The organism is Stenomitos rutilans, assembly GCF_059505485.1.
This window is the reverse complement of the sequence record NZ_JCACKR010000139.1, coordinates 54,465-77,199: the sequence shown is the minus strand read 5'-3', so window position 1 is coordinate 77,199 and position 22,735 is coordinate 54,465. Positions and strand designations below refer to the sequence as shown.

Below are 22,735 nucleotides of genomic sequence, written 5' to 3'. Positions count from 1 at the left end.
GGGCAATAGCGTTTTCCTAAACTTTCCTCTTAACGTGAATGAGTTTGTACAGTGACATAGAATTGTTCATGCAGCGATTAAAGGGTTAAAAGCGTCAGCACCAGCGCAATGAAGGACATTGACATAGTGTAACGAGCCAGGGCTTTGTCCGCATCGTACTTTTAGGTAGCCTTTCGGGTGAAATTGACGACTGGAGCTAACCAACGGTTGAAACCAACCTACGCCTTGAAGACGATCGCCGGGTCAACTCTGGTCACTTTTTGGATCGCGAACATGGCCGACCCAACACACATCACGACTGTAATACAAAACACACTGGTCGCCGTAACTGGGCTAATCAAAATCATGATTCCCTTTGCTGCCATTGTCCATGTGCCCAAACCCACGCAGAGCGCCATGCTGGGTAAGTAGCCCAAGACGGCCATCCATAAAGCTTGCTCTGTAATCACGCGGTAAATAATCCAGTCTGAGGCTCCCATTGCCTTGAGCGTGCCGTACTCTTTAATGTGGTCTGACACAGATGAGTAGAGAATTTGGCTGACAACCACCATGCCAACGACAAAGCCAACGGCTGCGCCCAGTCCTAAAATAAACCCAACGCCTGTCCGCTTTTCCCAGTAGTCACGGGTCTGCTGCGCCATCTCAGCTTTTGAGAGAGCACGAGTGCCAGGAAGCACGGATTCTAACCGTTTACGGAGGGTTTGCATATCCTGACCAGGTTTGGCCTGTACCAGAATGAAGTTGATGGAGTCTGAGAGAGAGAGCTTTTTGGGGGCTGGTGGCAGGCTGGTGGCCGAACGTGCTGGAGCCGCCTCAGCGTTATTCAGTACCTCTACCTCCCCATTTTGAATGCGAATGGTTGCCGTTGAGCTAAGACCAGAGGTAGAGAACGCATTTGCCGTTTCAAGCGAGGCAAAGATAGCCGCACTTGATGCCATCGATTGGGTATCTTCCACTAACCCAACCAGTTTTGCGGGCAACGAGCCGATCGTGCCAGCGTCTCCCACCTGCTTGAGATTGATCGCAGACAGTTGAGCCTTATCGATCATCATCGTATATGGAGTGTTCAAAGCATTCAGTTCGCCTTGAGCCAGTTTCCAATTTGCGAACAATTGGCCGTTGGGGTCAAACCCGTATAACCGCACTGGCGCAATGCGACGATCAGCAGAACGCCAGAGTGCTGCACGAATCATCAACGCTTCCGCACGCTGCACGCCCTCTACTTCCCGCGCCTTGACCAATTGCTCCAACGGCAAGGGCGAGGTAACCTCCAGATGCACCATGTCTTGAGAGGCAAGCCAGAGATCGGCACTTGAGTGGTCAATGAGCAGCCCCGTCGATCGCGTGAAGCCATTGAGAATGCCAATCTGGATGGTAACCAGACTGACTGCAAACATAATGCCTGCCTGAGCTACTAAAAAACGGGGAATATCTTCAAATAAGTTCTTGCGGGCAATGGATGCCATGATAAATGTGATTTAAAGGCAGCTTTTGAATCGTTGCTATTAAGTTTAAGAGTTTTTTAGAATTTCTTCTCATGTGTTTGAGCGCAGTAAGAGTTTTGAGCATTCAGTTTTAAGCTGCTATGGACAGCCTCAGGCTAAACACTCAAAACTCCATCCTTAAACCTCAGCTAGCCTTTAGCGCCTAACGGGTCGAGCGACTCAAGCTAGGTTGGGCTTTTAGCTGGTCTGGAAGTGATTGACGGAGACGATCGCCGTAGAGTGCCAAGGCATTGCCGCCCAGTAGCAACTCAAGGTAGTCGCGATCGTAGTCTGAACTCGTGGCCGCATCTTTCACGCAGTCTTTGAGCACGCCATCCCAGTGACCATAGTCACCGGAGAAGCAGGTCAGGTGCTTACCCGCTTCACCCAGGCCGATCGGCAAGTAAGACGGGCCGGGATCATCCGACTCAAAGGATGTAAAGATCTGTCCACGCTTGAAGTAGTCCAGGGGATCACGATGGCGCAGATCGTAGTGCTCGTAAAGGCTGGAGTCTTCGATCTTGGTGGGATCGTTTTCCTTCGTCCACATCAGGTCAAACAGGTTTTTCGCCTGACTGATGATGTTGGTGTTGTTGTGCGTACCGCGCTCCTGGATCATCAGCTTAGTGAAATCCATCAGCGATGGGCGGTAGGGATGCTTGGGATCAAAATCACGAATCCGCTTCTCCCAATGTTCGTGCATGGCATGTGCCAGATCGGGCACCCAACCGCAACCGCCTTCGAGAAAGCCAACGCGCAGGGTGGAAAATGCTTCAAACGCACCGTCGAACACCATGCGGGTCATGGCATGTTGCTGCTGGTTGCGCTGCACAAAAATGTGATTCAGCACAAACGTTTCCATATGGTCAGAAATGCCGCCCATCATGTAAGAGCCAGGCCCACCGTGAATGCCCAGGGCAATGTCTAGATCAACAGCGGCTTGCAGAATGGGGCGGAAATCGGGATGGCTGATAGCTTTGCAGGTACGGATTTCGGGGAAGGCATCGGGCGCTTTGGGGTGAGGAACAGGCATGTTGGGTGCAACAGCCACGCCGATCAGTCCCAGTTCGTTGACGCAGCGATGCATCTCAGCCACAGCGGCCGACACATCCTGGAGGGGAACCACGCCGATCGCCTTGAGGCGGTTATCATACCCCCGACAGTCGTCAGCAATATAGCTGTTGTACGCACGGCAGAGCGCGATCGCCAGATCTTTATCCAGCAGGCTGGAGAAAATCAGGTTTAAGGTACCGTAAATGACCTGTACATCGACCCCCTCCTGATCCATATGCTGAATGCGCACTTTGTTAAACATAGCGCCCAAAGTAGTGTCAGGATGCAGGTTACGGAAGCCACCTTTGCCCAGCCCCTGCGGCTGCGGAAACATGCGGAGGTAGTCGGCTTTTCCTGTCGCTGGATCCGCATCAATCACTTTTGCGCGTTGGTCGCCCAGGCTGTCTACAACCAGGCCGATGCGATCGCGGTATTCTGGTTCAATATAGTCTCGTAAAACGAGAGGATTCTCCAGCTTATGAGCATCGGCATCTACAACCAGTAGACCTTCGTACATGCATTTTCTCCTTTCGGTTTGAGGGTAAAAAACAATGAGAGGGGTGATGCATTTTAGGAGTGCATCACCTGCACCAAAGCATTTAGCCTGCGATCGCGGCTAAATAACAGTGGAACCTAAACAGTTGAGTTAAACGGGTCAGTGTCGTTGCTCTATCAAAAAAGAGCGATGAGATGCAAAGCATCTTCTCTACATCAACGTTGGCGCAAAAACCATTAGGCAAAGAGCAGCGAGTCAGCAGCCAATAACTAGCTAAACAGGCGCTTTAGACACCGTTAAACTCAACTCACAGAAACCTAATGACCTGCGTCGGCTGCACGGTTGAAATAGGCCAGCACTTGACGCAAACCAAACCAATGCTCAAACGACCACGACATTGCTGCCAGGATGGTAATGCCCGGATACTTGACAAACGCAGGTTCGTTTTTTTCAAATACCGCATGCCCACCCAGCGCAAAGACTTGGGTCAGCACCAGGCAAACGAGGGTTAGCCGCCAGTCAAAAAACAGAAACACGACGGCTGCGATCGCCAGAAGATTTGTGAGATGGTGCAATGCCTGGTTAATGGGATTTTGATGGCTGGCGATAAAGTGCGCCTTCGCGTCTTGGAAATAACTCAAAGCGCGTCCTCCAGGGTAGTTATAGTCGGGTTATGGAACGATACCATAGACAAATCCTGGGCATCTGTGAGCAATGGAAAGTCTTTGGAATTGACCCAGTCTTGCCCAGAGGCTGGCCTGTATACAGTGAGTCAGGCTACGGCTCGACGCAAGATAACAGCTTGTTAACCTTGACGATCGAGGTGGTTTCTAAGCTTAACCACACCCGGCTTAGCTTACGCCTGCTGCTTTACCACCAGCGTAACTCAGCATAGCCGCGTGGTGGCTGGCTCAACTCTTCATCTGTAAGCCAATTGACCAGCTTGTAAGTGCCAAACGCGTGATCCCACCAATCCACCGCTAGCCCAAAGTTGTGGTGCCACATGCCGTATTTGTGGTGAACGTAGTGCACTGGCATCTTCATCCAAAAGCATCTGGTTGGATTTTCATGCTGTAGCTGGTGTGCGTAGGACGAAAAAGCGGCGAAGGCAAGTCCTCCTAAGCACCAACCCAGCCCCGCTTCTAGCGAAAAGAAGAACAACAGGGACATCACCACAAATGTGCCCTTGACGTAATCCAAGAATTCCCACACAACGCCCTGCCCTTCGTTCCGACGATGATGGTCGCGGTGCCGTTCACCCAACCGCTGCGATGCGTGCATCAAACGGTGTACCCAGTACTCCACCAAACTAGCTAGCACAAAGGCAATCACAAAACAAACCAGTCCTACAGCGAGTTTTGTTAGGTCAGGCATATTACTTTCTCACTCCTACCTCAGCTTGAAGCGTACCGGATATTCTAAGATTTTGCTAGTTAGCCAAGCTTCTGGCTGTCTCACGCACTGGCAGCCTTCTGTTAACAAAGATTAAGTGCTATTATGCACTCCAAGCTTGGCATTGACAGCTTTCTAATAAGCTGTCGCACGCTTTGGTACGTAACCGTAATATATTGGCGAGAATTCCTATGTTGACGATATGGTTTCAGCGAACCTGCCTTTATAGAGGCTTTGTCTTTTAGGCACGCACGGCTTGTGAGTGCAGAGCAAAGTGGTGCGGTGACTTAGCGCAAGGAGAGGCGATGGATCTGGCTACGACCCTGAAAAGCCATACGGTGCGTGCAGAAGTGCGGGAGGTTGGCATTAACCCCAACTACTGGTACGCGATCGGCTGGGCAAAGCACTTACAAGCTGGACAGGTGATGCAGGCCATCGTCTGGCAGCAAGCGATCGCCGTGTATCGTGATGCTGAAGGTGCGCTCCATGCCCTTGAAGATGCTTGCCCGCACAAGGGCGTCGAACTGCACCGAGGAAAGGTGATGGGTCAGCATCTAGCCTGTCGCTATCACGGCTGGGAGTTTAATGCTGAAGGCCAGTGTGTGAGTGTGCCGTACCTGCCAGAGGGTCAAAAGCTCCCTTGCGCTCAGGCGCGAAGCTATCCGGTGCAGGAACAGTATGGGTTGATCTGGGTGTTTCCGGGGGATGAGACGATCGCGCAAGATCGACAGCCACCTGTCATGCCAGAGTACACAGAACCCGGTTGGCTCAAAGTTCTAGTCACTGGGCATTTCAACGCGCACTTCTCCATCTGCAACGAGAACTCAATGGATGTCTTTCACGGGTTCCTACACGAAAACTTACAGGGCTGGTTTGATCCACGTTTGCTGAGACTGCGCGAAACGGAGGATGCTGTGTGTGCCGAATATCAGGTATCTTACAAGGGGCACATGGCGAAGTTTTTAGGGCTGAGTGAACGGGCTGATCAGGTAACGACCTTGCCAATCACCGTGGAGTATCGCTACCCCCACTATCAAAGCAGTTTGCAAGGAGTATCGGCGCTCTATCTCATGCGGCTCCCCGTCAGCCCGGTTGAAAGTCGATCGTTTGCGCTCTTCTTCTTCAAAATTCGCTTGCCCCAATGGCTGCTGAAGCCACTTGAACCATTACTTCGACAGGTGCTAGAGCGTTTTGTGCTGATGCGATTTTTGGCTCAGGACATTGAAATGATGGAAAGTGAGCAGCACCAATATCTGGCGAACCCGAAGCGACGGTATGTTGAGATTAATCCCGCAATCATCGCCGTACAGCGTTTGATTGTGAGGCAGTATGAACGGTTTAGGCAAAGTGCCAGTCAAACAAGCATGAGCGGGCACAAAGCACTGAGTCCACCCGTCTATCGCTCCGTAGCAATGCAGTCACAAAGCTCTGAACCTGGCGGTTGGGTCTCCGATCGGACAGATTCGACCTAACCATTTACAAGCATAAAGATGACCATTATCGTGTCCGTAACCGGATAAGTTGGCATAAGACCGTTCTAAACATTTCGTTGATCCATTCTGAGCCGACAGCAGTCAAAATTCTGTCGGGCTGGATAGCCAATCACTAGCTAGGCAAATATACTGTTGAGCGAGAGGCAATTCGGCTGTCTACAAAAGGTGAGAGGAGTTTACTGTGCAAGTTGTCAAGGAGTATATCCAGCGCTGGTACGAGAGTGGGCTAGATCCCGACATTTATGTCTGCCATCAAAAGCAGGGCAATATCGTTGACATTGAGGAAGAGGCGACTGGCAAACGGCGGACGGTGCTCACCTTCTGCACAAATGATGTGCTGGGTCTCACGCAGGAAGACGCTGTCAAGCAAGCTGCGATCGATGCTATTTTGCGCTACGGCACGTCCAACAGCTCTGTTTCTGCGTTAAGTGGTCGCATCGATCTGCATCGGCAGCTAGAGCAAGAAATTTCGGCCTTTAAAGAGTTACCTCATACCCAACTTTTCTTAAATGCGTGGATGGCTATGCAGGCACTCGTTGATGCCTTTTGCCATCTCGCAATTCCGGTGCCCAACTTTCAGCACACCCGCGAAACGCTGATTTTGACCGATGTACTCAACCACGGCTGCATTGTTTCAGCATTAGCACATTCCGGCACTCGTTCTGGTAAGCTTTTTGGTCATAATCCACGCGTGCGGGTGCGTGCTTACCGCCACTGCGATACAGAGGATTTGGCTCGGCGGCTACAGCGCTATGCTCGTCCAGACGATCGCATCATGGTCATCTCGGATGCTGTGTTCTCAATGGATGGCGATATTGCTCCCCTACCAGACATGCTGGATGCCATGAGCCACTATGAGGGTAGTGTTCTGGTAATGGATGAAGCGCATGCTAGCGGTGCGATCGGCCCGACCGGACGTGGCATTTACGAACACTTTGGGATGAAGCCTCAGCAAACCCTGGAACGAGGCGTGGTGCCCCTTATCATGACGACCTTTTCTAAGTTTGCCGCGTCAGCAGGAGCCGCCATCAGCAGCCATGTGGCCGAACTGAAGCCCTTGCTGGATGTTTCGCCTACCTCGATCGGCACCATTTCCTTACCGCCACCTACAACGGCAGCCGCGTTGGAAAGTATTCGCCTCGTGCAGCGAGAGCCAGAGCGCGTCAAGAAACTCCAGGAAAACAATCGCTATTTGCGATCGCGCCTTGAAGCCAATGATTTTCTGGTTCTTGGCGAAACGAACGTCGTCCCGGTCATTTTGCCGCCCGAAATTAACCCCAAGCTCTACGCCAGAGAGATGATGGAGTACGGCATTTGGGTTTCACCCATTTGGTTTATCGCCAAGCCCCGGATTCGTGTAACCGTAAACGCGCTGCACACCAAAGAGGAAATCGATCGCCTAGTAACCACTATGGTCAAAGTGCGCGACCTACTCTACAAGCCAACGATTAGCGCTTGAGTATAGTTTTTGGTTGTTAGTTTTTAGAACGCATTAAGCTGTCTAATATCTAAAAACTAACAACTAATAACTAACAACTATGCGAGGTTGATCCAGGAATAATCTGCCTGACCAAAGTGAATGCCAAAAGCAATCATCAAGTTTTCAAGGCATTCTATAAGCCATGCTGTTTCGCCCCTCACCTGTGTCTCATAGTGCTTAAGCACGATCGCAAAACGCTTCGCTAAATAGGACTTTACAGCCAGCAGGTTTGATTTTGCTTCGCGACAAAGCAGCATGAGCTTGAGCAAAAGTCCGATCGTGAACGTTGCACCCAGGTTTGTCGTCAAGTCAACAAAGACGCCGTGATGGTTAGGTTGGTGTTTGGGGTTTGCAATGAGGCGATCGATCAACTGCCCGCAGGTTTGCACCATCAAAAAACTGTTGGGGCGAAGCGTATCATTCTGCGGCAATGTGGTTTCTAATTGATGCTCCAGCCAGCGGTTAAAATGATGTTTTCCATAGCTTGGACAACTTGAGTGATCGATCGAAGCCGTCAGGTATCCGTACATCTGCTGCTTAACTGATCGATACGAAGGCGCTTGACGACTAGAGCTAACAAACTGTTGAGCCAGTTCTCGATAGGTTTTTGAACCTTCTGCCTTACCAGCAAATTTGCGGATAGATAGCTCTAGCTGTTGATTTGTCAGCAATGTAGGATTGTGAAGTTCAAGGGCAGATCTCGATTCGACTGAGTGCGGACGACGCAACAAATGAGTTGTGTACCGATGTAAATCTTGTTCAAATTGTTGCTCTTTCTTGGCTTGAAGTTGGCTCATGACTTGATGGCCCAAATCACTGCTATCCCAATTCATCAAACAATGCGGATATAGGTAGGGATAGCGAGGCACCAAGCTTTTAATGGGCTGATTTTGATCAGTTTCAGGCGGCAATACTGTCTCTGCTGCATCCACTCGATGTTTTAATTCTGCGTATTGCTCACTGTGATGAAAGAGTTTGACCAGTTCACGAAGACGCTGAGTGGCGACAAAGCTAGCAGGCGTTGAAGGGGATGTGCGGAATAGTTCAACTAACTCAAACGCAGTATCTGCATGCCCTAAATAAGACCACCAATAGTTCATCAAAATGTAGCAGCAGCGGTTAAGAATTAAACTAAATTCTTGGTCTGCCCATTTTGAAAGCACAATGCGATTTAGAGCTACTAAAACATCGGGATCGGAATAGTCTTTACCTTCAATAAATAAGCGATGAAGACGATCGAGCAATTGCTCAGGATGTTCTATTTTTCTAAGGTTAAGTAAGTGTGTATAGAGAAGTTCTTTGTCACACTGAAAATTTTGGTAGGAGTAGCCTGACATTAGAGAAGCCTTCCTTAGGGAGCACCCGTGCGTAGAATTTGAGATGGAATATGAATGCAGTCTCAACCAGCAAACCGTGTCCAAAAAGGGATAGCCCTGACTAAATGCTTGAGCGTTAGTAATAACGACTTGCTCAGTTGTAAAGCTTAGGAACTTAATGCTTGCTGGGGATGTCTGTGATTGTACGGTTGCTCTATTCTACCAGTAAGGAGAATCAGGACACTTGGTCAACTGACCACTGGTTTTGAGTAATACTAATCTTTGCAGCATCCTGCTGCGGTTGGAGATCACGTTGCCCCGTTGGGTAAGAGGCATTGTGGATTGAGCAAAATTCAGGAGCCAGAATTCAGGGGGCAGAAGAGGTATTCATGCTGGCTTCTAGCTTCTGGCTTCTTGATGAAAACCGCCTCCACTAATCTTCAATGCCCTCTCTAACGACTCCGATAGGTAATGTATTCGGTCATGAGTGTTTGGAGCGAGTAACGAGCACTGCCTTCAATGAGCGATCGCCGCAGTAAGGACTGCAAAACCTCCTGTACTTCTACGGACGAAACAGGACAGGGTAGCGATTGCAGAATTTCGGGAATGGTCAGTGGTTCATGTCCCGTCACCAGGCATTCCACAATGGCGCGCTCTAAATCTGATAGGCGGTTGAACTGACGATCGAGCAGCGATCGAATGTCTTCAAACAAAGCAGTACCGTGCTGTAGCTGCTCTAAAAAGTTGGTGACATCGCCCCCAAAGACCTCACGCACGTTCGTGGCAATTTCATTTAGGGCGAATGGATTACCCGCGTAGCGACGGGCAATTGAGCGCCAGTCACCTTCGGCACAGGAAAAAGCACCTTTGGCTGTCAAAAACTCACGGGCGGCTAACTCCCCTAGCCCCTCAAGCTTTAAGGCAAAAACGCCCTGGTTCTCACCTTCCATGCGGGCAATTTCTTTTGGCTTTTCCCAACTGGTAATCACGATGCGGCTCTGATAAGCAGTCTGACCAATTTCCTTGAGAAACTCGCTGTAGTCTTCATAGCCTTCCTGGTATGCTCCATTGTGAACGCCACCCCGCAGCACAGATTCCAAGCCATCTAAAACCACCAGGCACGACTGGTTTCGCAGGTAGTGCAGCAGTCGTGATAAATCGGTGCTAGTTTCTGTGCCATTGGAAAAAAACTGGACGAGATCGGCAATGAGGGTTTGCAGGGCGGGTGGACGCTCTAGCGATCGCCAGATAAAGTAATCAAAATGTTTTTTAACCTCATGCGCCAATTTGGCTGCCAGTATGGTTTTGCCAGTGCCGGGGATGCCAAACACATTGATGAGACGGTAATTATTGAGAAAAATACGCTCTTGCAGTTGCTCAAGATCTTTGTCGCGCCCAAAGACTAATGGCACTTCAGGCATTTTATCCAAACTTTCTCGTAACGGTTTTGGCTCGTCCCACAGTAAGCCTGCTTCTAACGCATCTTTCAAGTACCCATCAAATGGTAGTGACTCTTCGTCGTTGGGAGAATCAGACCATTTGTGCTGCGATCGCGTTTCCCAGGCTCCTTCAACTGGTCCTTGTAAGCCGCGTTTGCTGACCTTAACGCCTACAACGTCAGACAGCAGCTTCCACAGTTCTGGCCCAACGTTTTGATTGAAATGGTCAAAACCACAGCGGTTCGCGCATTCCCTGTAAATCTCCTTCGTTGTCCTACCATTCCACGCCCCTTTGAACAGGATACGTTGGAGATCATTCAGGCGCTTCCCCTTCTCAGAAAGTAGCTCCTCAACAAACTTGAGTGCCTCATCAGCGTTCATTTGCAAACCCAGGTAGATGCTCGTCCTCTAGTGTAAGGCTGAACTTTCCTGAACTTTCCTGAACTTCGTAGATCTTCAGCTTTTTCTTGGCTGGCGAAATAGTCTTGAATTGTCTGCATTACAAACGTTTGATTTTCTTGCCACAGTAGAGACATCAGAAATCAGCGCGGATGCTAGTAGCAAAAGACACTATTATCCGTTGCTTCGTCACTACCCAAGTTTCGTCACTACCCAAGTAAGGAGAGCAACCATGTTTAGTCTGGTTCCCTTTGTGAAAGCGTTAACTGGCACCGCCGCTTCGACTAATCATCAATTCAATCATCAACCGCAAACAACCAACGCTTCTAATTGCTATACAAACCCTATTGTGGAAGCGATCGTTACTCAAACCATTGCGCCGGGCAGAAGAGGGCAAGTGAAATGCCAAGGCTCTTGGTGGACGGCTAAATCCATGCAAGGCTTAACGCTACTTCCAGGCAAAGTTGTTTATGTGATTAGTCGTCAAAATATCACGCTGTACGTTGAGCCTGCTTTTATCGATTCTAGACAAGGACATTAACGACTATGGCATTTGCGATCGCGATCTTTACGGGCTTAGTGTTCGTGACCATTGTGGATTTCCTTTCTCAAATCAAACGACCTAAAACACTTGAAGAAGAGATTGGCGAGGCTGTCACAAAGTACCTTGCCGAGAACAAAAAGAAGCGAGAGGAAGAGAAAGAAAAGCCATAAGTGGGTAGAAGTCAGGAGTCAGAAGTTAGAAATCAGGAGACAGAAGTCTTTGGTTGAGCTACTCTTGGCTCCTGATGCTGACTTCTGGATGCTGCCTCATTTGCCATATCTCACTGGCTTGAGAAGCGCTACATCGCAGCTCTAAAAGTGGTGGGCAGAACTCAACTTGAAGCCGTCAGCGATCGCTATCAGCGTTTGATGATGTCGATCGCTGATGGCAAGATGAGGCTTACGCCTCTAACAGAATTGCTCTATTTCACAGTCATATTTAATCAGTTAAACGCGGTGCTTAAAGTCAATCCATTTTAAGCAGTTCAGTCGTTAGGTCTGTTGTGTACGCTACTAACCGCTATTGCTAAACCGAACTTATGAGACCGACAAATTGTTCCCAATCATCAGTGTTTTCTACCGAAGTTTCTGAAACGAGCGAAGCTCAAACGAATCAATCACACACGAGCGAAGCTCAGAACGATCACCTATCAAACTCTGAATTATCGTCTCAAGAAACATGGATTGCCGCTCCTGAGACACATCCATCAAATGAGCCATCGCACCCAAACCGTATGGCTCAAACTGTGTTAATTGCCGTTGTAAGCGTCATGGGATTAACAGTTATTTCAGGTGTTGTTTATAGCATCCTTGCCAAAGCAAACGTTCAACCACGATCGCAGCCGTCTATCGTTGAGCCAACGCCATCAGGATGGCATCAAGGTAATCAGACATCGCCAAAGCGTGAAGCACCTTTGCAAACGCAAGACAGCCATGAAGACTCAGCAAAAATGCTGCTTAATCGAGCTAGACGGCTGGCTGCAATCAGTCGTTTTGAAGACGCGATCGCAGAGGCAAACAAAGTCCCTTTCGATAGTTTGCTCTATCCAGAAACGCGGCAAGCGATCGACCAATGGTCAGCACAAGCGTTGCAGCAAGAAGCGGAGCAGAAAGCCATACAGCAAAGTAATCAGCAGCACTGGCACCTGGCTCAACTAGCGTTAGACCAAGATAATTGGCAAACCGCTTTGCAAGAAGTCAATCAAATCAACGTGAATGCAACAAATCAGAATTCATTCTGGCAACAGCAAAGAGAGGATATGGTTCAAAAAATAGAGCCCTATCAACACGAGTACAAAGCACGAGAATTTCTTGAGAAAGGTGAATTAGAAAATGCCGTTTATGAAGTAAATCAACTTCTACCAATCGCTCCTTGGAGAGAAAAGAGGAACATCATCATTGAACAAGTCAAGCAAAAGCTCACCGACAACGAGGTCGCTCAAAAATGGGATGCGCGCTGCCGAGCGTTGACCCAAGGCAACATCAGTCGATGCCCTAACTTAGAGGAGCTGAAGGAGTTTGTAGACCTTCTACCATCGACCCGTTGGCTCCCTGGATTAAATTCTCCAGGTCGTAAATCAAAGCGTTAAACCGCGAGGAAGGCTGATATAGTGCTGTTTAACAGTGGAGTAAGCACTATATCGCCTTTCTTCTCAACGTGAAGTACGGTGTTAGACTGCTTTAGCGCACACCACATGGAGTGATGTCAACTGTATTGATAACAAGCTAAGAAAGCAGAGGTAAGTGTCTATGGAATCCTCTATGTCTAGCAATCCAAGCTTAACGGCAACACCTCAAAGCTCGATCGCCATCCGCGTCATTCCGGTGAAATCAGCCGTAGAGCAAGAGTGGTTCTTAGATGTGCCGTCGATCGTTTATGCTAACGATTCCAACTGGGTACCGCCGCTTCGCAGCAGTGTTGCCAAGCAGTTGGCAACAACGAATCCGTTTTTGCAATATGGGCGATTACAGCAGTTTTTGGCAGTGAGGGGGGAAGAGCCAGGAGTCAGGAGTCAGGAGCCAGGAGGGCGATCAAAACTCAAAACACCTTCTCTGCTTGGTCGGATTGTGGCAGCGGTGAACGATCGCTTGATCGATCGTGAAGGGCAAAAGGTGGGACTGTTCGGCTACTTTGAATGCGTGCCTGATTTTGCCGTGGCGAAGGCGTTGTTGGATGCTGCATGCCAGTGGTTGCGGGAACAGGGCATGACGATCGTGCGAGGGCCGATCGACCTTTCGACCCACAATAATTGTCTGTTTTTGGTGGATGGCTTTGATTCGCCACCGATGATGATGATGCCTTATAATCCGCCCTACTACCCGCAATTTGTAGAGAAAGACGGCTGGCAAAAAGCAAAAGATGCCTATGCGTACAACTTTCCACTCGACAAACCGCTGTCACCAGAATTTGAGAAAGGCTACCGGATTGCGTTGAAGTCGGGAGTTACCTTTCGGCCATTGCGAACCAAAGGCGAAGGGTTTGAGCAGGATTGCATTAGCCTCTATAACCTGTTTACAAAAGCCTTCTCAAATAACTGGAGTTCGACCCCCCGCACACAGGAAGAGTTTTTGGAGGAAGCAAAAGATCTGCAAAGTTTGGTTGATCCAGATGTGTTTCCGATCGCTGAATATAACGGTGAAATGATTGGCTTTTGGATGGGTCTGCCAGACTACAATGTTCCGCTTAAACATGTGAATGGAAAATTGAATTGGTTCGGCATCCTTAAGTTTCTCTGGTATCGTCGTCAAATTGATCAGGGGCGCGTCATTGCCATTTGTTCCTTACCAGAATTCCGTCGCAAAATGGTACCGCTGGGACTCATTTATTTGGGCATGAAAGGCGGTATTCAAAAAGGGAAACCCTACAAACGCGCAGAACTTTCCTGGGTTTACGAAGACAATTTTCCCTCACGCAAACTCATCGAAGCCTCCGGAGGCACGATCTATAAAACCTACCGTATTTACGAAAAGGTTCTTGAGTGAGTCAATTTTTCTAATTTAAAAAAATCTAAGCCTAAAAGAACCACATTCTTTAAAGGATGAACTTTTGGCTGCAACGCGATCGCGTTTTGATTGAGTCACACCACGTCTGATAGTTGTTTGCTGCTCGACCTATCTACTAAAGCAATGATGATGAGATATTTTTTCTTACCTTTCGTTTCAATTTCCGCAAGCATGGCGATCGCTAGCCTGTATCCTGCAAACTCCGCCCAGGCTCTTGGTGAGAAGCATAAAAGGGATTCTCGGTGCTCTGTCGTAGCTCAAGATAATTCTACTACTCAGAAAGCAGAGCAACCAGATATTAATAGCAATATTAGTGAGTGGCTACTGAACGAACGAGTGATAGTCCTTAGCAAAGAAATCGATGCTGAATTAGCAGAAGCCGTCATACCACAGCTACTTTATTTAGATCGTAAAGCCCCTGGAAAGGATATTTATGTCTATATCAACTCTCCTGGCGGGGAGATTACATCAGGAATGGCGATCTATGACACGATGCGATCGCTAAAATCTGATGTTGTAACGGTTAGCATTGGTGAAGCAAGCTCTATGGCAAGCATACTCTTAGCTGGTGGTACAAAAGGAAAACGGCTTGCTTTGCCTAACTCACGCATCATGATTCATCAACCACTAGGCGGAGCCGGAGGACAGGCAACTGAGGCTGAAATTGAGATTAAAGAACTTTTGTATCAGAAGAAACAACTTACTCAGCTATTGTCACAAAATACAGGTCAGTCACTTAAGCGAATTGCAACTGATACCGATCGCAACTTCTATATGTCTGCTCAAGAAGCGAAAGCATATGGCATTGTTGATCAGGTTGTGAAACAACTGCCTTCAGCTTCTCGACCTTGAATAAAGTAGTCATTGATTGAGCTATCCAAACATTCACCACTAAAACAAACGTTTTTCAGCAGTGCTGATAGCTGTAGGTTGAATTCCAAGGGGGGCTAATCGCTCACAAACTCACTCCCTATTTTCTACTCTCTTCCCACTAATGTTGCTACTTTATCTAACAATTGATATGGCTCTACTGGCTTGATGAGATAGTCATCAACGCCCTGAACGGTGTGATCTTTGGATGAGACTTTTGCCATGAGCGCCAAGACTTTAGTGGCTTGTAGGGCTGGATGGTCGCGCAGAAACTGGATGATTTGATCGCCATGCAGATCGGGTAGCTGGATGTTGGCAATGATCAGGCGTGGACGCAGTAGCTCAATTTGCCTCATGGCGGTAGCACCATCAATCATCCATACGACCTGACAGTCGGCAGCAGTGAGCAGGTCGCAAATCAACAGCGCTGTTTCATCGTGGTCTTCAATTAGCACCACCCGTTCCCCAATGGGTAGCGCGCGCTTCATTGCCTCAGTTTCTAGAAGGTTTGGCGCGATCGCGGGCATAAGGCTAGCGGTTTTGTCTGTTAGATGGGCGATCGACGGATTCACTGATTGAGCAGGCAACCACACTGTAAAAATTGAGCCAACGCCAACAGTTGAGTTGACTTCAATCTTGCCGTTGTGCAATTCAACCAATTGCTTGGTCAGGGCAAGCCCCAAGCCTGTTCCCTCGTAGTTGCGGGTTAGGGAGCTATCAAGCTGTTGAAATTTCTGGAATAGCAGCGATCGCTGATTGTCTGCAATGCCAATCCCTGTGTCTTCAACTTGAAAGATAGCCGTATTGTGCTTACTGCCAAACCGCAACGTGACGCGCCCACCTGCGGGCGTGAACTTGATAGCGTTACTGAGTAGATTCAGCAAAATTTGGCTCACTCGATGCGGATCAGCCATAAAGGCATCATCTTCTACATCGGTGCTATTTAAGCTTTGTGAATCATGTTCAAGCGCCTTAAGGGCTAACTCAACGCCCTTGGAGTGTGCCCGTTCTTGAAGTATTTGCAGGCTTTGATGCGCGACCTGAGACAGCGAGAACGGTTTGACATCCAGCACAACCTTGCCCGCCTCAACTTGGGACACTTCCAGAATGTCGGTGATGAGTTCTAGCAAGTGTTCGCCGCTGCGTTTGATGAGCTTGAGATACTCTTGCTGCTTTTGCGGTTGCAAAGGGTAAGTATCTGGCTTCATTGCCATAACGCGTAGCAGCGTTTCTGCCATGCCAATGACACAGGTTAAGGGAGTCCGTAGTTCATGGCTCATAGCAGCCAGAAACTCAGTTTTAGTACGATTTGCGGCTTGGGCTGCTAAAAGCGCATCATGCAGTTCTTGAGTCCGTTCAATAACGCGCTGTTCAAGCAGGTGCTGTTGCTCTAGCGCTGCCGTGACTGCATTGGTGGGTGAAGCGGGAGAGTGAGTTAGCATCAGGTCTGCCAATCGCAGCGTAAACTCACTTTGAAGATCTGGATTGTTTGCCTGCACTTGCTGCACAGCCTGATGCAGCCGATCGACCAACTTAGAGCGATGCTGAGACTGATGGTGTAACTGGGACAGGAAAGCTGCGATCGACTCTGGTGCAAACGTCAAATGAATGGTCTCGTGCAACGCCTCATTAGGGGTTGGATCTGCCATCAACAGGCCACTAAACTGATGTGAAACCACCACTACAAAGCGATCGCCCTGTCCAGCCATTGTGCGATCGCGCCGCAGCGTTGCTTCTGTCAGCACCAAGCTCGTTTGATCACCCGTCTGGGCCGTTTGCTGAAGGGCGCTGCTAATTTGCTCAAACGCCCCGCAAGGAAGAACCCAGCTCAGGCTTAATCTTCGGTCAGACGACATTTCACGGACTGCTAAAACACAAGCTATAACGGTCAAGCCTACTATAGCGGGTATCTATGCGACGAAAAATGCAAACATTGTGAAGGCGTGATGCCATCTATTCTCCTGACAACTCTTTCCGCTTGCTTATTGCTGTTGAGCCTGCTGTTGCTCGTGTTGGGTGCTTGTCGCACTGTTCAGCCCCGTTGGTTCTGGCAGGGCTGGCGAAGGGTTGGGATGCGATCGGTTAAAGTGCAATCGACCTGAGAGCGATCGTCCGTTGCCTCCACGATAAACCGTAATCAACTCGGCGCAAATGCTGACCGCGATTTCGGCGGGTGTAAGGGCACCGAGATCAAGACCGATCGGCGCATACACCGCTTCTAATTGACACGCGATCGAGACTGCATCCATCCCCGAAAGGCTCTCCTGTCGTAACGCTTGCAACACGGTTTTGACTCGCTTTTGGCTGCCAATCATGCCGATGTAGTGGGGCGATCGGGGCAAGAGTGCTTTTAGGGCCGCCATATCGTGCTGATAGCTGCGTGTCACCAGAGCAACGTAAAGCTGTGGTCTCTCGTTTAGCGTTGCAACGGCTGTATCGACGGGTTGAGCCAGCACCGTGGCTTCTGGAAACCGTTGGGTATTCGCAAACTCCGGGCGATCGTCCTGCACTATGACCTGAAACTCAAGCAGGTGAGCCATTTGTGCTAGCGGTACAGCCACATGACCAGCACCGATGATCAGTAGGATGGGTGGCGGGAGGAGCGGTATTGTGAAAGCGTGGGGTGTGGGGTGTGGGGTGTGGAGTGTGGTGAGGTAGGGTGCGCGATCTGGTGCAGAAGCAATAAGTAAGGAGGCAGATTGTCCAGTTTGCAAGAGGCCAACGATATCATTTGCAAGGGCGATCGCACGTTCACCTTGCCAGCGTTCTAGCCAAACCTGCATCATGCCACCACAGATGCCCTGTTTGATTTGCTCTGGATGACCCGATAGGTCAATATCAACTCTTTTCTTTGCGCCTGTCACGAACACCTGTTTTGCTTGCTCAATGACACTGGCTTCGCCTACCCCGCCTCCGATCGTGCCCACAAGACTACCATCCGCACAAAGGAACATCATTGCGCCCACTTCTCTCGGCACCGACCCTTTGACATTGACGACCGTTGCCAACACAACGGCTCCCTGTCGAAGTGCAATAGCAAGCTGCTGGTAGAAGTGAAGCATGTAGGATACAGTATGGGGCGATCGCATTGTACGAGGTGGGCGATCGGGTTTCGGTATCGGGTGTGGTCAGAAGAGCTAAAGTCGCTGGCACACAATGATTTCACTCGAACTTACGCACCATATTAAACGACACGCCACCCGTCCGATTGATTACCTCACTTGCTGGCACTTTAATAAAGCCTGCTCGTTCATAGAGCCTCACAACACGGTTGTCTTGCCGCACATTGAGACTCACGGCTGGAAAGCGATCGGTTGCTCTGTCTAAAAGCTGCATCAATAATCGTGTGCCAATCCCTTGATTACGACAATCCGGCGCTACAGCCATTGCCAATTCGAGAATTTCCTTGCTGATGTAGCCAAACCCTTTGTTGTCTTCTGACCATAGACGCAACCAGGCTGCAGCAACAGATACGGCACCTCTGGTTGCAACACATCCGCTGTCACCAGCTCTGCCCCAACCTGATGCATAACGAGCTAAATACGGTTGCTCTTGAATAGACTCCAGCGAGGGTTCGTGTGATGCATACCGCAACATTTCCCACACGATCGCTCCATCTTCACCCGTCAAAGCGCGAATGGTGTAATCCATACGTCCTTGACCCCGTGCCACAACAGTAAGGCTAGTAAAGTCGTATTCAGGGCGTAAGTCATCATCCATTTCAGGGATCTGACTCATAAGCTTTACCAACTATCCCTTAACGATCACCATTACTCATTTTCTAGGGCTGTTGTCTCCACCCTAATTTTCGTTTTGTTAGCAAAGTATCAACTTGAGGCATGTGAAACTCCACAAGCTCTACGGTCTCTCGCACTAATGTTTCAAGTTGGTTGATAGCTACAGAAGCATCTTGATCAAACAAGCTTTCAAGACGAGAGGCAAATTTTTCGGGCGTAATTTTCATCTGCTCAATAAACCTCCTCATCTGCTTGAATTGAAATGTCGAATAGTACAAACGGTTTAATCCAGATAAGACACCGAGAAGATTTTGGGCTGACTCAACCATGATCTGGTAGTACCAGAGCGTTGCGTCACGCTTGGCAAACTTTTCCTGCATCCCCCAAATGGCGAAGAACTTAAGGTAATGCTCAACCATTGCCTGAGCGAGTGCATCAGGGTAGCTGGCAGCTTTAGCCTTCCACTGCTGAACTAATGCTTCACCATACAACGGAACGCCAATCAGCGTTCCAGACATTGCTTTCAACATAGGCGATTGAATATCAAATGCTTCCAAGACGGTTGCCATATCCTTTTCCCATTGCGCGATCGTCGAGTGCCCAAACTGACACTCAACACCGCTCACAAGGTAACTCTCGACAATCACACCTTCTTTTCGATCGCCCAACGTCCACAGCCGTTCTGAACCCTGATTCTGTTGCCGCGCAAGCTGTAATTCTGCTTCGGAAGGCAATTCATCATAATAAATGCCCACGTCACAATCGGAGTACTCATCGCACAGTCCTTCTGCAATTGAACCTGTGACCATTACAGCTTTAGCGTTCGGGTTAGCAATATATACTTTGACGTTGCGTTTTGCTAATTCCAGCAAATATTGCGTTCTATCGTTCATAGAGCTTTGTACTGTGGGTGAGTATCCGTGTCCATGACGCAGCACTGAATTTGCCAAGCTAATAAACTATACGATCGCCTCACGACTCTGATGAGGCTGATTAGAAAACGTTTCATTGCGATAAAGCACCGTTTCTGAAACTAGCGTCATCTTTTGATCAAGCCAAATCAGGGAGGCTTGAGCGACAGAGCCAGCCTGAAGCGTCACTAAGGAGAAGTTGCGTAGACAGTTGCTCTCTGTTTTGACAATGCGGGGCACGCTGGCAGCGTTCAGGTATATGGTGCCGTTCTGATCGACGAGGGGGACGCGCTGGTGCTGTTTGGTGTGGCGCAACTGGTGGTGCATGTGACCAAAAGCAACCAGGGGAATCGTTTTGCCCAATTTACGAGCGGCTTCGATCGCCTCTGCAAAGTCCAGATCGCCATGATCACCACCGGGAGGACTCCAATCTCTCCCACAGGTATCTTCAGGTCGATCGCCTAAACCTTTCGGCCCACAGTGCCCCAAGAAGATGACGGTATCGAGAGCGCTGCTGCTGGCGGCTTGCACAATCCGTTCCGTGGATTCAGCAAAGCTCGTGATACCGTAGCGCGATTGGTAAAACGCATTGGTGTTCTTCCACTCTGAGCCGCCCCAGCTAAAGGGACGCGCACCCACCACTGTTAAATTTAATGCTGGAAAATCCAGCTTGCCGTAGCCAACGTGAGCGTCTCCCAGTAAATCAAGCTGTTGCTGTACCCGGTCTTCCTGGGTGCGATCGTAGGGACACTTCTTGATGCCCCATTCGGTGGCGCTATACCAGGCATCGTGGTTGCCCAAAACGGCTGCTTTCGGAATATCGAGTGCCGCGATCGATCGCACGACCTCTACAGATTCATTGCCAAAATCGCCGACCAGCAGCACCAGATCCACACCGAGATGTCTCAGCGCGATCGCATCATCAGCATCCCAACAGTTGTGGACATCGCCAATCACGGCAATGGTGATCGCAGTCGTTGAAGGCGCGATCGTTTGTATGAGTGAGTTCTTCGTTGATAAGTTTCGATCGTGTAGCGGTTCAGTCATGCGTATCCCCTTTCCCATCTCTTCCAGCATAATCAGCTTTGAAGAGGATGAGTGGTAGAGGTTACAGGACTGATCCCGCACTGAAGGATCGCCCATTACAAAATTGCCTGTTCTTAATTCACCGTCGAGACCCAGAGGTAACAGAATCTACTCTTTGCGTTCTCTGCGCCTCTGCGGTTAATTTTCAACGCTCTTTAATCCTTACGTTTAAAGGTCTCTCAGTTAACAATCACGTACATCAACACCTGACAGAGTAGTGAACGAGAGACAATTGAAATCAACCTCAGATGTAGAACACTCATGTCAGATGTGACGTTAACATTGACCATTAACGGTGCCCTCGTCCCGCTTAAAAATGTGTCCCCTACGATGACACTGCTGGAATACCTACGCGACAGTGGCCGAGTAGGCACCAAAGAAGGCTGTGGTGATGGCGATTGCGGTGCTTGTACAGTAGCGATCGTCGCCGAAGGTGCAGATGGCAAGCCGCAGTACCAGGCGATGAACAGTTGCTTGATTCCCTTAGCATCTGTAGCGGGACAAGACATTATCACCGTTGAAGGGGTGGCGAACGGCGCACTGCATCCCGTACAGGCAGCAATGGTCGAAACGATGGGTTCCCAGTGTGGCTACTGCACACCCGGATTCATTATGAGTTTGTTTACCGCGTATTACGATCGGGCCGTTGACGATTTTTCGCTAGAAGGCAATCTGTGTCGCTGTACAGGCTACCTCTCCATTCGCCGTGCGGCTGAGTTGGTGAATGAGACTGCACCCGATGACACCTTTGCAACGCATCTGAACCAAGCGTCGGCTGAGTTGGTACCGTTGGACTACAGTGGCAACGACCAATACTTCTACCGACCTACCCATTTAAGCGGCGTTCTGACGTTACTCCAGCAGCATCCCGATGCCACATTAGTTGCAGGTGCTACCGATTTGGGACTGGAACTCACCCATCGTCGCCAACACTTCCCTGTGATGATTTCGCTCGAAGCAGTGGCAGAACTCAAGCAGGTTGAGCAAACCCTAGACGCAGTGACGATCGGCGCAGCAGTGCCGCTGAGCCACATCGAAACCAACCTGCACGGCATCTTTCCCAGCTTGGATGAGATGCTGCACTGGTTTGCCGCGCGACAGGTACGCAATCGAGCCACGATCGGCGGCAATCTAGGCACCGCTTCTCCGATCGGCGATCTGCCTCCCGTGCTTCTGGCTCTAGACGCGGAGATCACGATCGCCAGCATCACTGGAACTCGCATCCTGCCACTAGCTGACTTCTTTAAAGGCTATCGTCAAACTGATCTCAAACCGGGAGAGGTGATTGTCTCGGTGACGATTCCCAAAGCGATCGCGCTTGGTGCCGTGCGTCGTCTCAGCCAGTCGTACAAAATCGGCAAACGCGGAACCGATGATATCAGCATTGTGGCAGCAGCCTTTACGATCGACCTGGATGCGAACGATCGCATTGTTCATGCGCGGCTGGCCTATGGTGGCGTGGCGGCAACTCCAGTACGGGCGATCGCGGTCGAAACCATGCTCATGGGGCAACCCTGGACTCTCGCAACCATCCAGAACATCAAGCCGACGCTGAAAGCCGCCTTCACACCGCTCACCGACCTGCGAGGCAGCGCCGACTACCGCAAACTGCTGATTGCCAATCTCTTTGAAAAGTTTTTTGTAGAATGTCAGTCGCCAGAAGAGACGGTGGCAGGCGTGGTGTTGATGTAAAGAAAATGGATCAATCCGATTGGGCTAATTGCCAGGAGGTACAAAAATGACTGAAACAGCAGAAAAACTGAAGCTTGAGCTAGCTCAACTCTCGATGGAGGAGCGTGCGGAACTTGCTTACTTCTTGATTTATTCTCTCGATGAGGAATCCAATTATGAAGTAGAGAGCGCTTGGAATATCGAATTAACGGAAGCGCAAAAAAGGGAAATGGATACCCGCATTGAAGACTATGGCATTAATTCAGACAATACCTTTACGTGGGAGGAAGTCAAAGCGTCGATTAAGAAGCCGTAATGAACTGATACATCTTACTCTGTTGTAGTGAATTATTAGATTAATA

General features: G+C 49.5%; 21 protein-coding genes. 10 read left to right on the top strand and 11 right to left on the bottom strand.

From position 1 onward, the window contains the following. Nucleotides 1-218: 218 nt before the first annotated feature. The 4 genes from AC5JLP_RS28890 to AC5JLP_RS28875 all read right to left on the bottom strand — a co-directional run bounded on the left by AC5JLP_RS28890 (nt 219) and on the right by AC5JLP_RS28875 (nt 4,407). Nucleotides 219-1,466, bottom strand: coding sequence for an ABC transporter permease (locus tag AC5JLP_RS28890; RefSeq protein WP_496071304.1), 1,248 nt, complete (start codon nt 1,464-1,466; stop codon nt 219-221). 181 nt (nt 1,467-1,647) lie between these two features. Further along, nucleotides 1,648-3,054, bottom strand: coding sequence for an amidohydrolase family protein (locus tag AC5JLP_RS28885; RefSeq protein WP_496071303.1), 1,407 nt, complete (start codon nt 3,052-3,054; stop codon nt 1,648-1,650). Between the two features lie 296 nt (nt 3,055-3,350). Continuing rightward, nucleotides 3,351-3,674, bottom strand: coding sequence for an Mpo1-like protein (locus AC5JLP_RS28880; RefSeq protein WP_496071302.1), 324 nt, complete (start codon nt 3,672-3,674; stop codon nt 3,351-3,353). Between the two features lie 229 nt (nt 3,675-3,903). Further along, nucleotides 3,904-4,407, bottom strand: coding sequence for a sterol desaturase family protein (locus AC5JLP_RS28875; RefSeq protein ID WP_496071301.1), 504 nt, complete (start codon nt 4,405-4,407; stop codon nt 3,904-3,906). 323 nt (nt 4,408-4,730) lie between these two features. On the opposite strand from AC5JLP_RS28875, the gene AC5JLP_RS28870 reads away from it, so the two are divergent. Together AC5JLP_RS28870 and AC5JLP_RS28865 are read left to right on the top strand one after the other, a co-directional pair. Continuing rightward, entirely contained in the window at nt 4,731-5,897 is a 1,167-nt protein-coding gene (locus AC5JLP_RS28870) for an aromatic ring-hydroxylating dioxygenase subunit alpha (protein ID WP_496071300.1), read from the top strand. A gap of 202 nt (nt 5,898-6,099) precedes the next feature. Continuing rightward, a complete protein-coding gene (locus AC5JLP_RS28865; RefSeq protein WP_496071299.1) occupies nt 6,100-7,377 on the top strand; it encodes an aminotransferase class I/II-fold pyridoxal phosphate-dependent enzyme in 1,278 nt (425 codons plus the stop codon). A 77-nt stretch (nt 7,378-7,454) separates the two neighbouring features. On the opposite strand, the gene AC5JLP_RS28860 is transcribed toward AC5JLP_RS28865, so the two are convergent. Then, nucleotides 7,455-8,735 carry a Sll1247 family protein gene (locus tag AC5JLP_RS28860; protein WP_496071298.1) on the bottom strand — a complete coding sequence of 427 codons (1,281 nt, stop codon included), beginning with the start codon at nt 8,733-8,735 and terminating at the stop codon, nt 7,455-7,457. A gap of 431 nt (nt 8,736-9,166) precedes the next feature. Next, nucleotides 9,167-10,534 carry a helix-turn-helix domain-containing protein gene (locus tag AC5JLP_RS28855; RefSeq protein ID WP_496071297.1) on the bottom strand — a complete coding sequence of 456 codons (1,368 nt, stop codon included), beginning with the start codon at nt 10,532-10,534 and terminating at the stop codon, nt 9,167-9,169. A gap of 250 nt (nt 10,535-10,784) precedes the next feature. On the opposite strand from AC5JLP_RS28855, the gene AC5JLP_RS28850 reads away from it, so the two are divergent. The 6 genes from AC5JLP_RS28850 (at nt 10,785) to AC5JLP_RS28825 (ending at nt 14,950) form a co-directional block, all read left to right on the top strand. After that, on the top strand, nt 10,785-11,093 hold the full coding sequence (locus tag AC5JLP_RS28850) for an NfeD family protein (RefSeq protein WP_496071296.1): 309 nt from the start codon (nt 10,785-10,787) through the stop codon (nt 11,091-11,093). 5 nt (nt 11,094-11,098) lie between these two features. Beyond that, nucleotides 11,099-11,266 carry a hypothetical protein gene (locus AC5JLP_RS28845; protein ID WP_496071295.1) on the top strand — a complete coding sequence of 56 codons (168 nt, stop codon included), beginning with the start codon at nt 11,099-11,101 and terminating at the stop codon, nt 11,264-11,266. Between the two features lie 150 nt (nt 11,267-11,416). Further along, nucleotides 11,417-11,575, top strand: coding sequence for a hypothetical protein (locus AC5JLP_RS28840; RefSeq protein WP_496071294.1), 159 nt, complete (start codon nt 11,417-11,419; stop codon nt 11,573-11,575). A gap of 89 nt (nt 11,576-11,664) precedes the next feature. Continuing rightward, a complete protein-coding gene (locus AC5JLP_RS28835; RefSeq protein WP_496071293.1) occupies nt 11,665-12,684 on the top strand; it encodes a hypothetical protein in 1,020 nt (339 codons plus the stop codon). 172 nt (nt 12,685-12,856) lie between these two features. Beyond that, entirely contained in the window at nt 12,857-14,077 is a 1,221-nt protein-coding gene (locus tag AC5JLP_RS28830) for a hypothetical protein (protein WP_496071292.1), read from the top strand. 117 nt (nt 14,078-14,194) lie between these two features. Further along, a complete protein-coding gene (locus tag AC5JLP_RS28825) occupies nt 14,195-14,950 on the top strand; it encodes an ATP-dependent Clp protease proteolytic subunit (RefSeq protein WP_496071291.1) in 756 nt (251 codons plus the stop codon). A gap of 125 nt (nt 14,951-15,075) precedes the next feature. On the opposite strand, the gene AC5JLP_RS28820 is transcribed toward AC5JLP_RS28825, so the two are convergent. The 5 genes from AC5JLP_RS28820 to AC5JLP_RS28800 all read right to left on the bottom strand — a co-directional run bounded on the left by AC5JLP_RS28820 (nt 15,076) and on the right by AC5JLP_RS28800 (nt 20,663). Continuing rightward, nucleotides 15,076-16,824 carry an ATP-binding response regulator gene (locus AC5JLP_RS28820; protein WP_496071290.1) on the bottom strand — a complete coding sequence of 583 codons (1,749 nt, stop codon included), beginning with the start codon at nt 16,822-16,824 and terminating at the stop codon, nt 15,076-15,078. 126 nt (nt 16,825-16,950) lie between these two features. Then, complete coding sequence (locus tag AC5JLP_RS28815) at nt 16,951-18,030, bottom strand: XdhC family protein (RefSeq protein WP_496071289.1); 1,080 nt, start codon at nt 18,028-18,030, stop codon at nt 16,951-16,953. 100 nt (nt 18,031-18,130) lie between these two features. Then, nucleotides 18,131-18,706 carry a GNAT family N-acetyltransferase gene (locus tag AC5JLP_RS28810; protein WP_496071288.1) on the bottom strand — a complete coding sequence of 192 codons (576 nt, stop codon included), beginning with the start codon at nt 18,704-18,706 and terminating at the stop codon, nt 18,131-18,133. Between the two features lie 43 nt (nt 18,707-18,749). Next, nucleotides 18,750-19,598, bottom strand: coding sequence for a nucleotidyltransferase domain-containing protein (locus AC5JLP_RS28805; protein ID WP_496071287.1), 849 nt, complete (start codon nt 19,596-19,598; stop codon nt 18,750-18,752). 66 nt (nt 19,599-19,664) lie between these two features. After that, nucleotides 19,665-20,663, bottom strand: coding sequence for a TIGR04168 family protein (locus AC5JLP_RS28800; RefSeq protein ID WP_496071286.1), 999 nt, complete (start codon nt 20,661-20,663; stop codon nt 19,665-19,667). Nucleotides 20,664-20,963: 300 nt separating this feature from the next. Between AC5JLP_RS28800 and xdhA the strand changes: the two genes are divergently transcribed. Further along, a complete protein-coding gene (gene xdhA, locus AC5JLP_RS28795) occupies nt 20,964-22,394 on the top strand; it encodes a xanthine dehydrogenase small subunit (RefSeq protein ID WP_496071285.1) in 1,431 nt (476 codons plus the stop codon). Nucleotides 22,395-22,440: 46 nt separating this feature from the next. Beyond that, nucleotides 22,441-22,689 (top strand): addiction module protein, encoded by a 249-nt coding sequence (locus tag AC5JLP_RS28790; RefSeq protein ID WP_496071284.1) that lies wholly within the window; start codon nt 22,441-22,443, stop codon nt 22,687-22,689. Nucleotides 22,690-22,735: the final 46 nt, after the last annotated feature.

Coding starts and splice junctions, on each gene's coding strand:
- AC5JLP_RS28890 (WP_496071304.1), bottom strand. CDS start 1,466: ATGGCATCCATTGCCCGCAAGAACTTATTTGAAGATATTCCCCGTTTT.
- AC5JLP_RS28885 (WP_496071303.1), bottom strand. CDS start 3,054: ATGTACGAAGGTCTACTGGTTGTAGATGCCGATGCTCATAAGCTGGAG.
- AC5JLP_RS28875 (WP_496071301.1), bottom strand. CDS start 4,407: ATGCCTGACCTAACAAAACTCGCTGTAGGACTGGTTTGTTTTGTGATT.
- AC5JLP_RS28870 (WP_496071300.1), top strand. CDS start 4,731: ATGGATCTGGCTACGACCCTGAAAAGCCATACGGTGCGTGCAGAAGTG.
- AC5JLP_RS28860 (WP_496071298.1), bottom strand. CDS start 8,735: ATGTCAGGCTACTCCTACCAAAATTTTCAGTGTGACAAAGAACTTCTC.
- AC5JLP_RS28855 (WP_496071297.1), bottom strand. CDS start 10,534: ATGAACGCTGATGAGGCACTCAAGTTTGTTGAGGAGCTACTTTCTGAG.
- AC5JLP_RS28850 (WP_496071296.1), top strand. CDS start 10,785: ATGTTTAGTCTGGTTCCCTTTGTGAAAGCGTTAACTGGCACCGCCGCT.
- AC5JLP_RS28845 (WP_496071295.1), top strand. CDS start 11,099: ATGGCATTTGCGATCGCGATCTTTACGGGCTTAGTGTTCGTGACCATT.
- AC5JLP_RS28830 (WP_496071292.1), top strand. CDS start 12,857: ATGTCTAGCAATCCAAGCTTAACGGCAACACCTCAAAGCTCGATCGCC.
- AC5JLP_RS28820 (WP_496071290.1), bottom strand. CDS start 16,824: ATGTCGTCTGACCGAAGATTAAGCCTGAGCTGGGTTCTTCCTTGCGGG.
- AC5JLP_RS28815 (WP_496071289.1), bottom strand. CDS start 18,030: ATGCTTCACTTCTACCAGCAGCTTGCTATTGCACTTCGACAGGGAGCC.
- AC5JLP_RS28810 (WP_496071288.1), bottom strand. CDS start 18,706: ATGAGTCAGATCCCTGAAATGGATGATGACTTACGCCCTGAATACGAC.
- AC5JLP_RS28805 (WP_496071287.1), bottom strand. CDS start 19,598: ATGAACGATAGAACGCAATATTTGCTGGAATTAGCAAAACGCAACGTC.
- AC5JLP_RS28800 (WP_496071286.1), bottom strand. CDS start 20,663: ATGACTGAACCGCTACACGATCGAAACTTATCAACGAAGAACTCACTC.
- xdhA (WP_496071285.1), top strand. CDS start 20,964: ATGTCAGATGTGACGTTAACATTGACCATTAACGGTGCCCTCGTCCCG.
- AC5JLP_RS28790 (WP_496071284.1), top strand. CDS start 22,441: ATGACTGAAACAGCAGAAAAACTGAAGCTTGAGCTAGCTCAACTCTCG.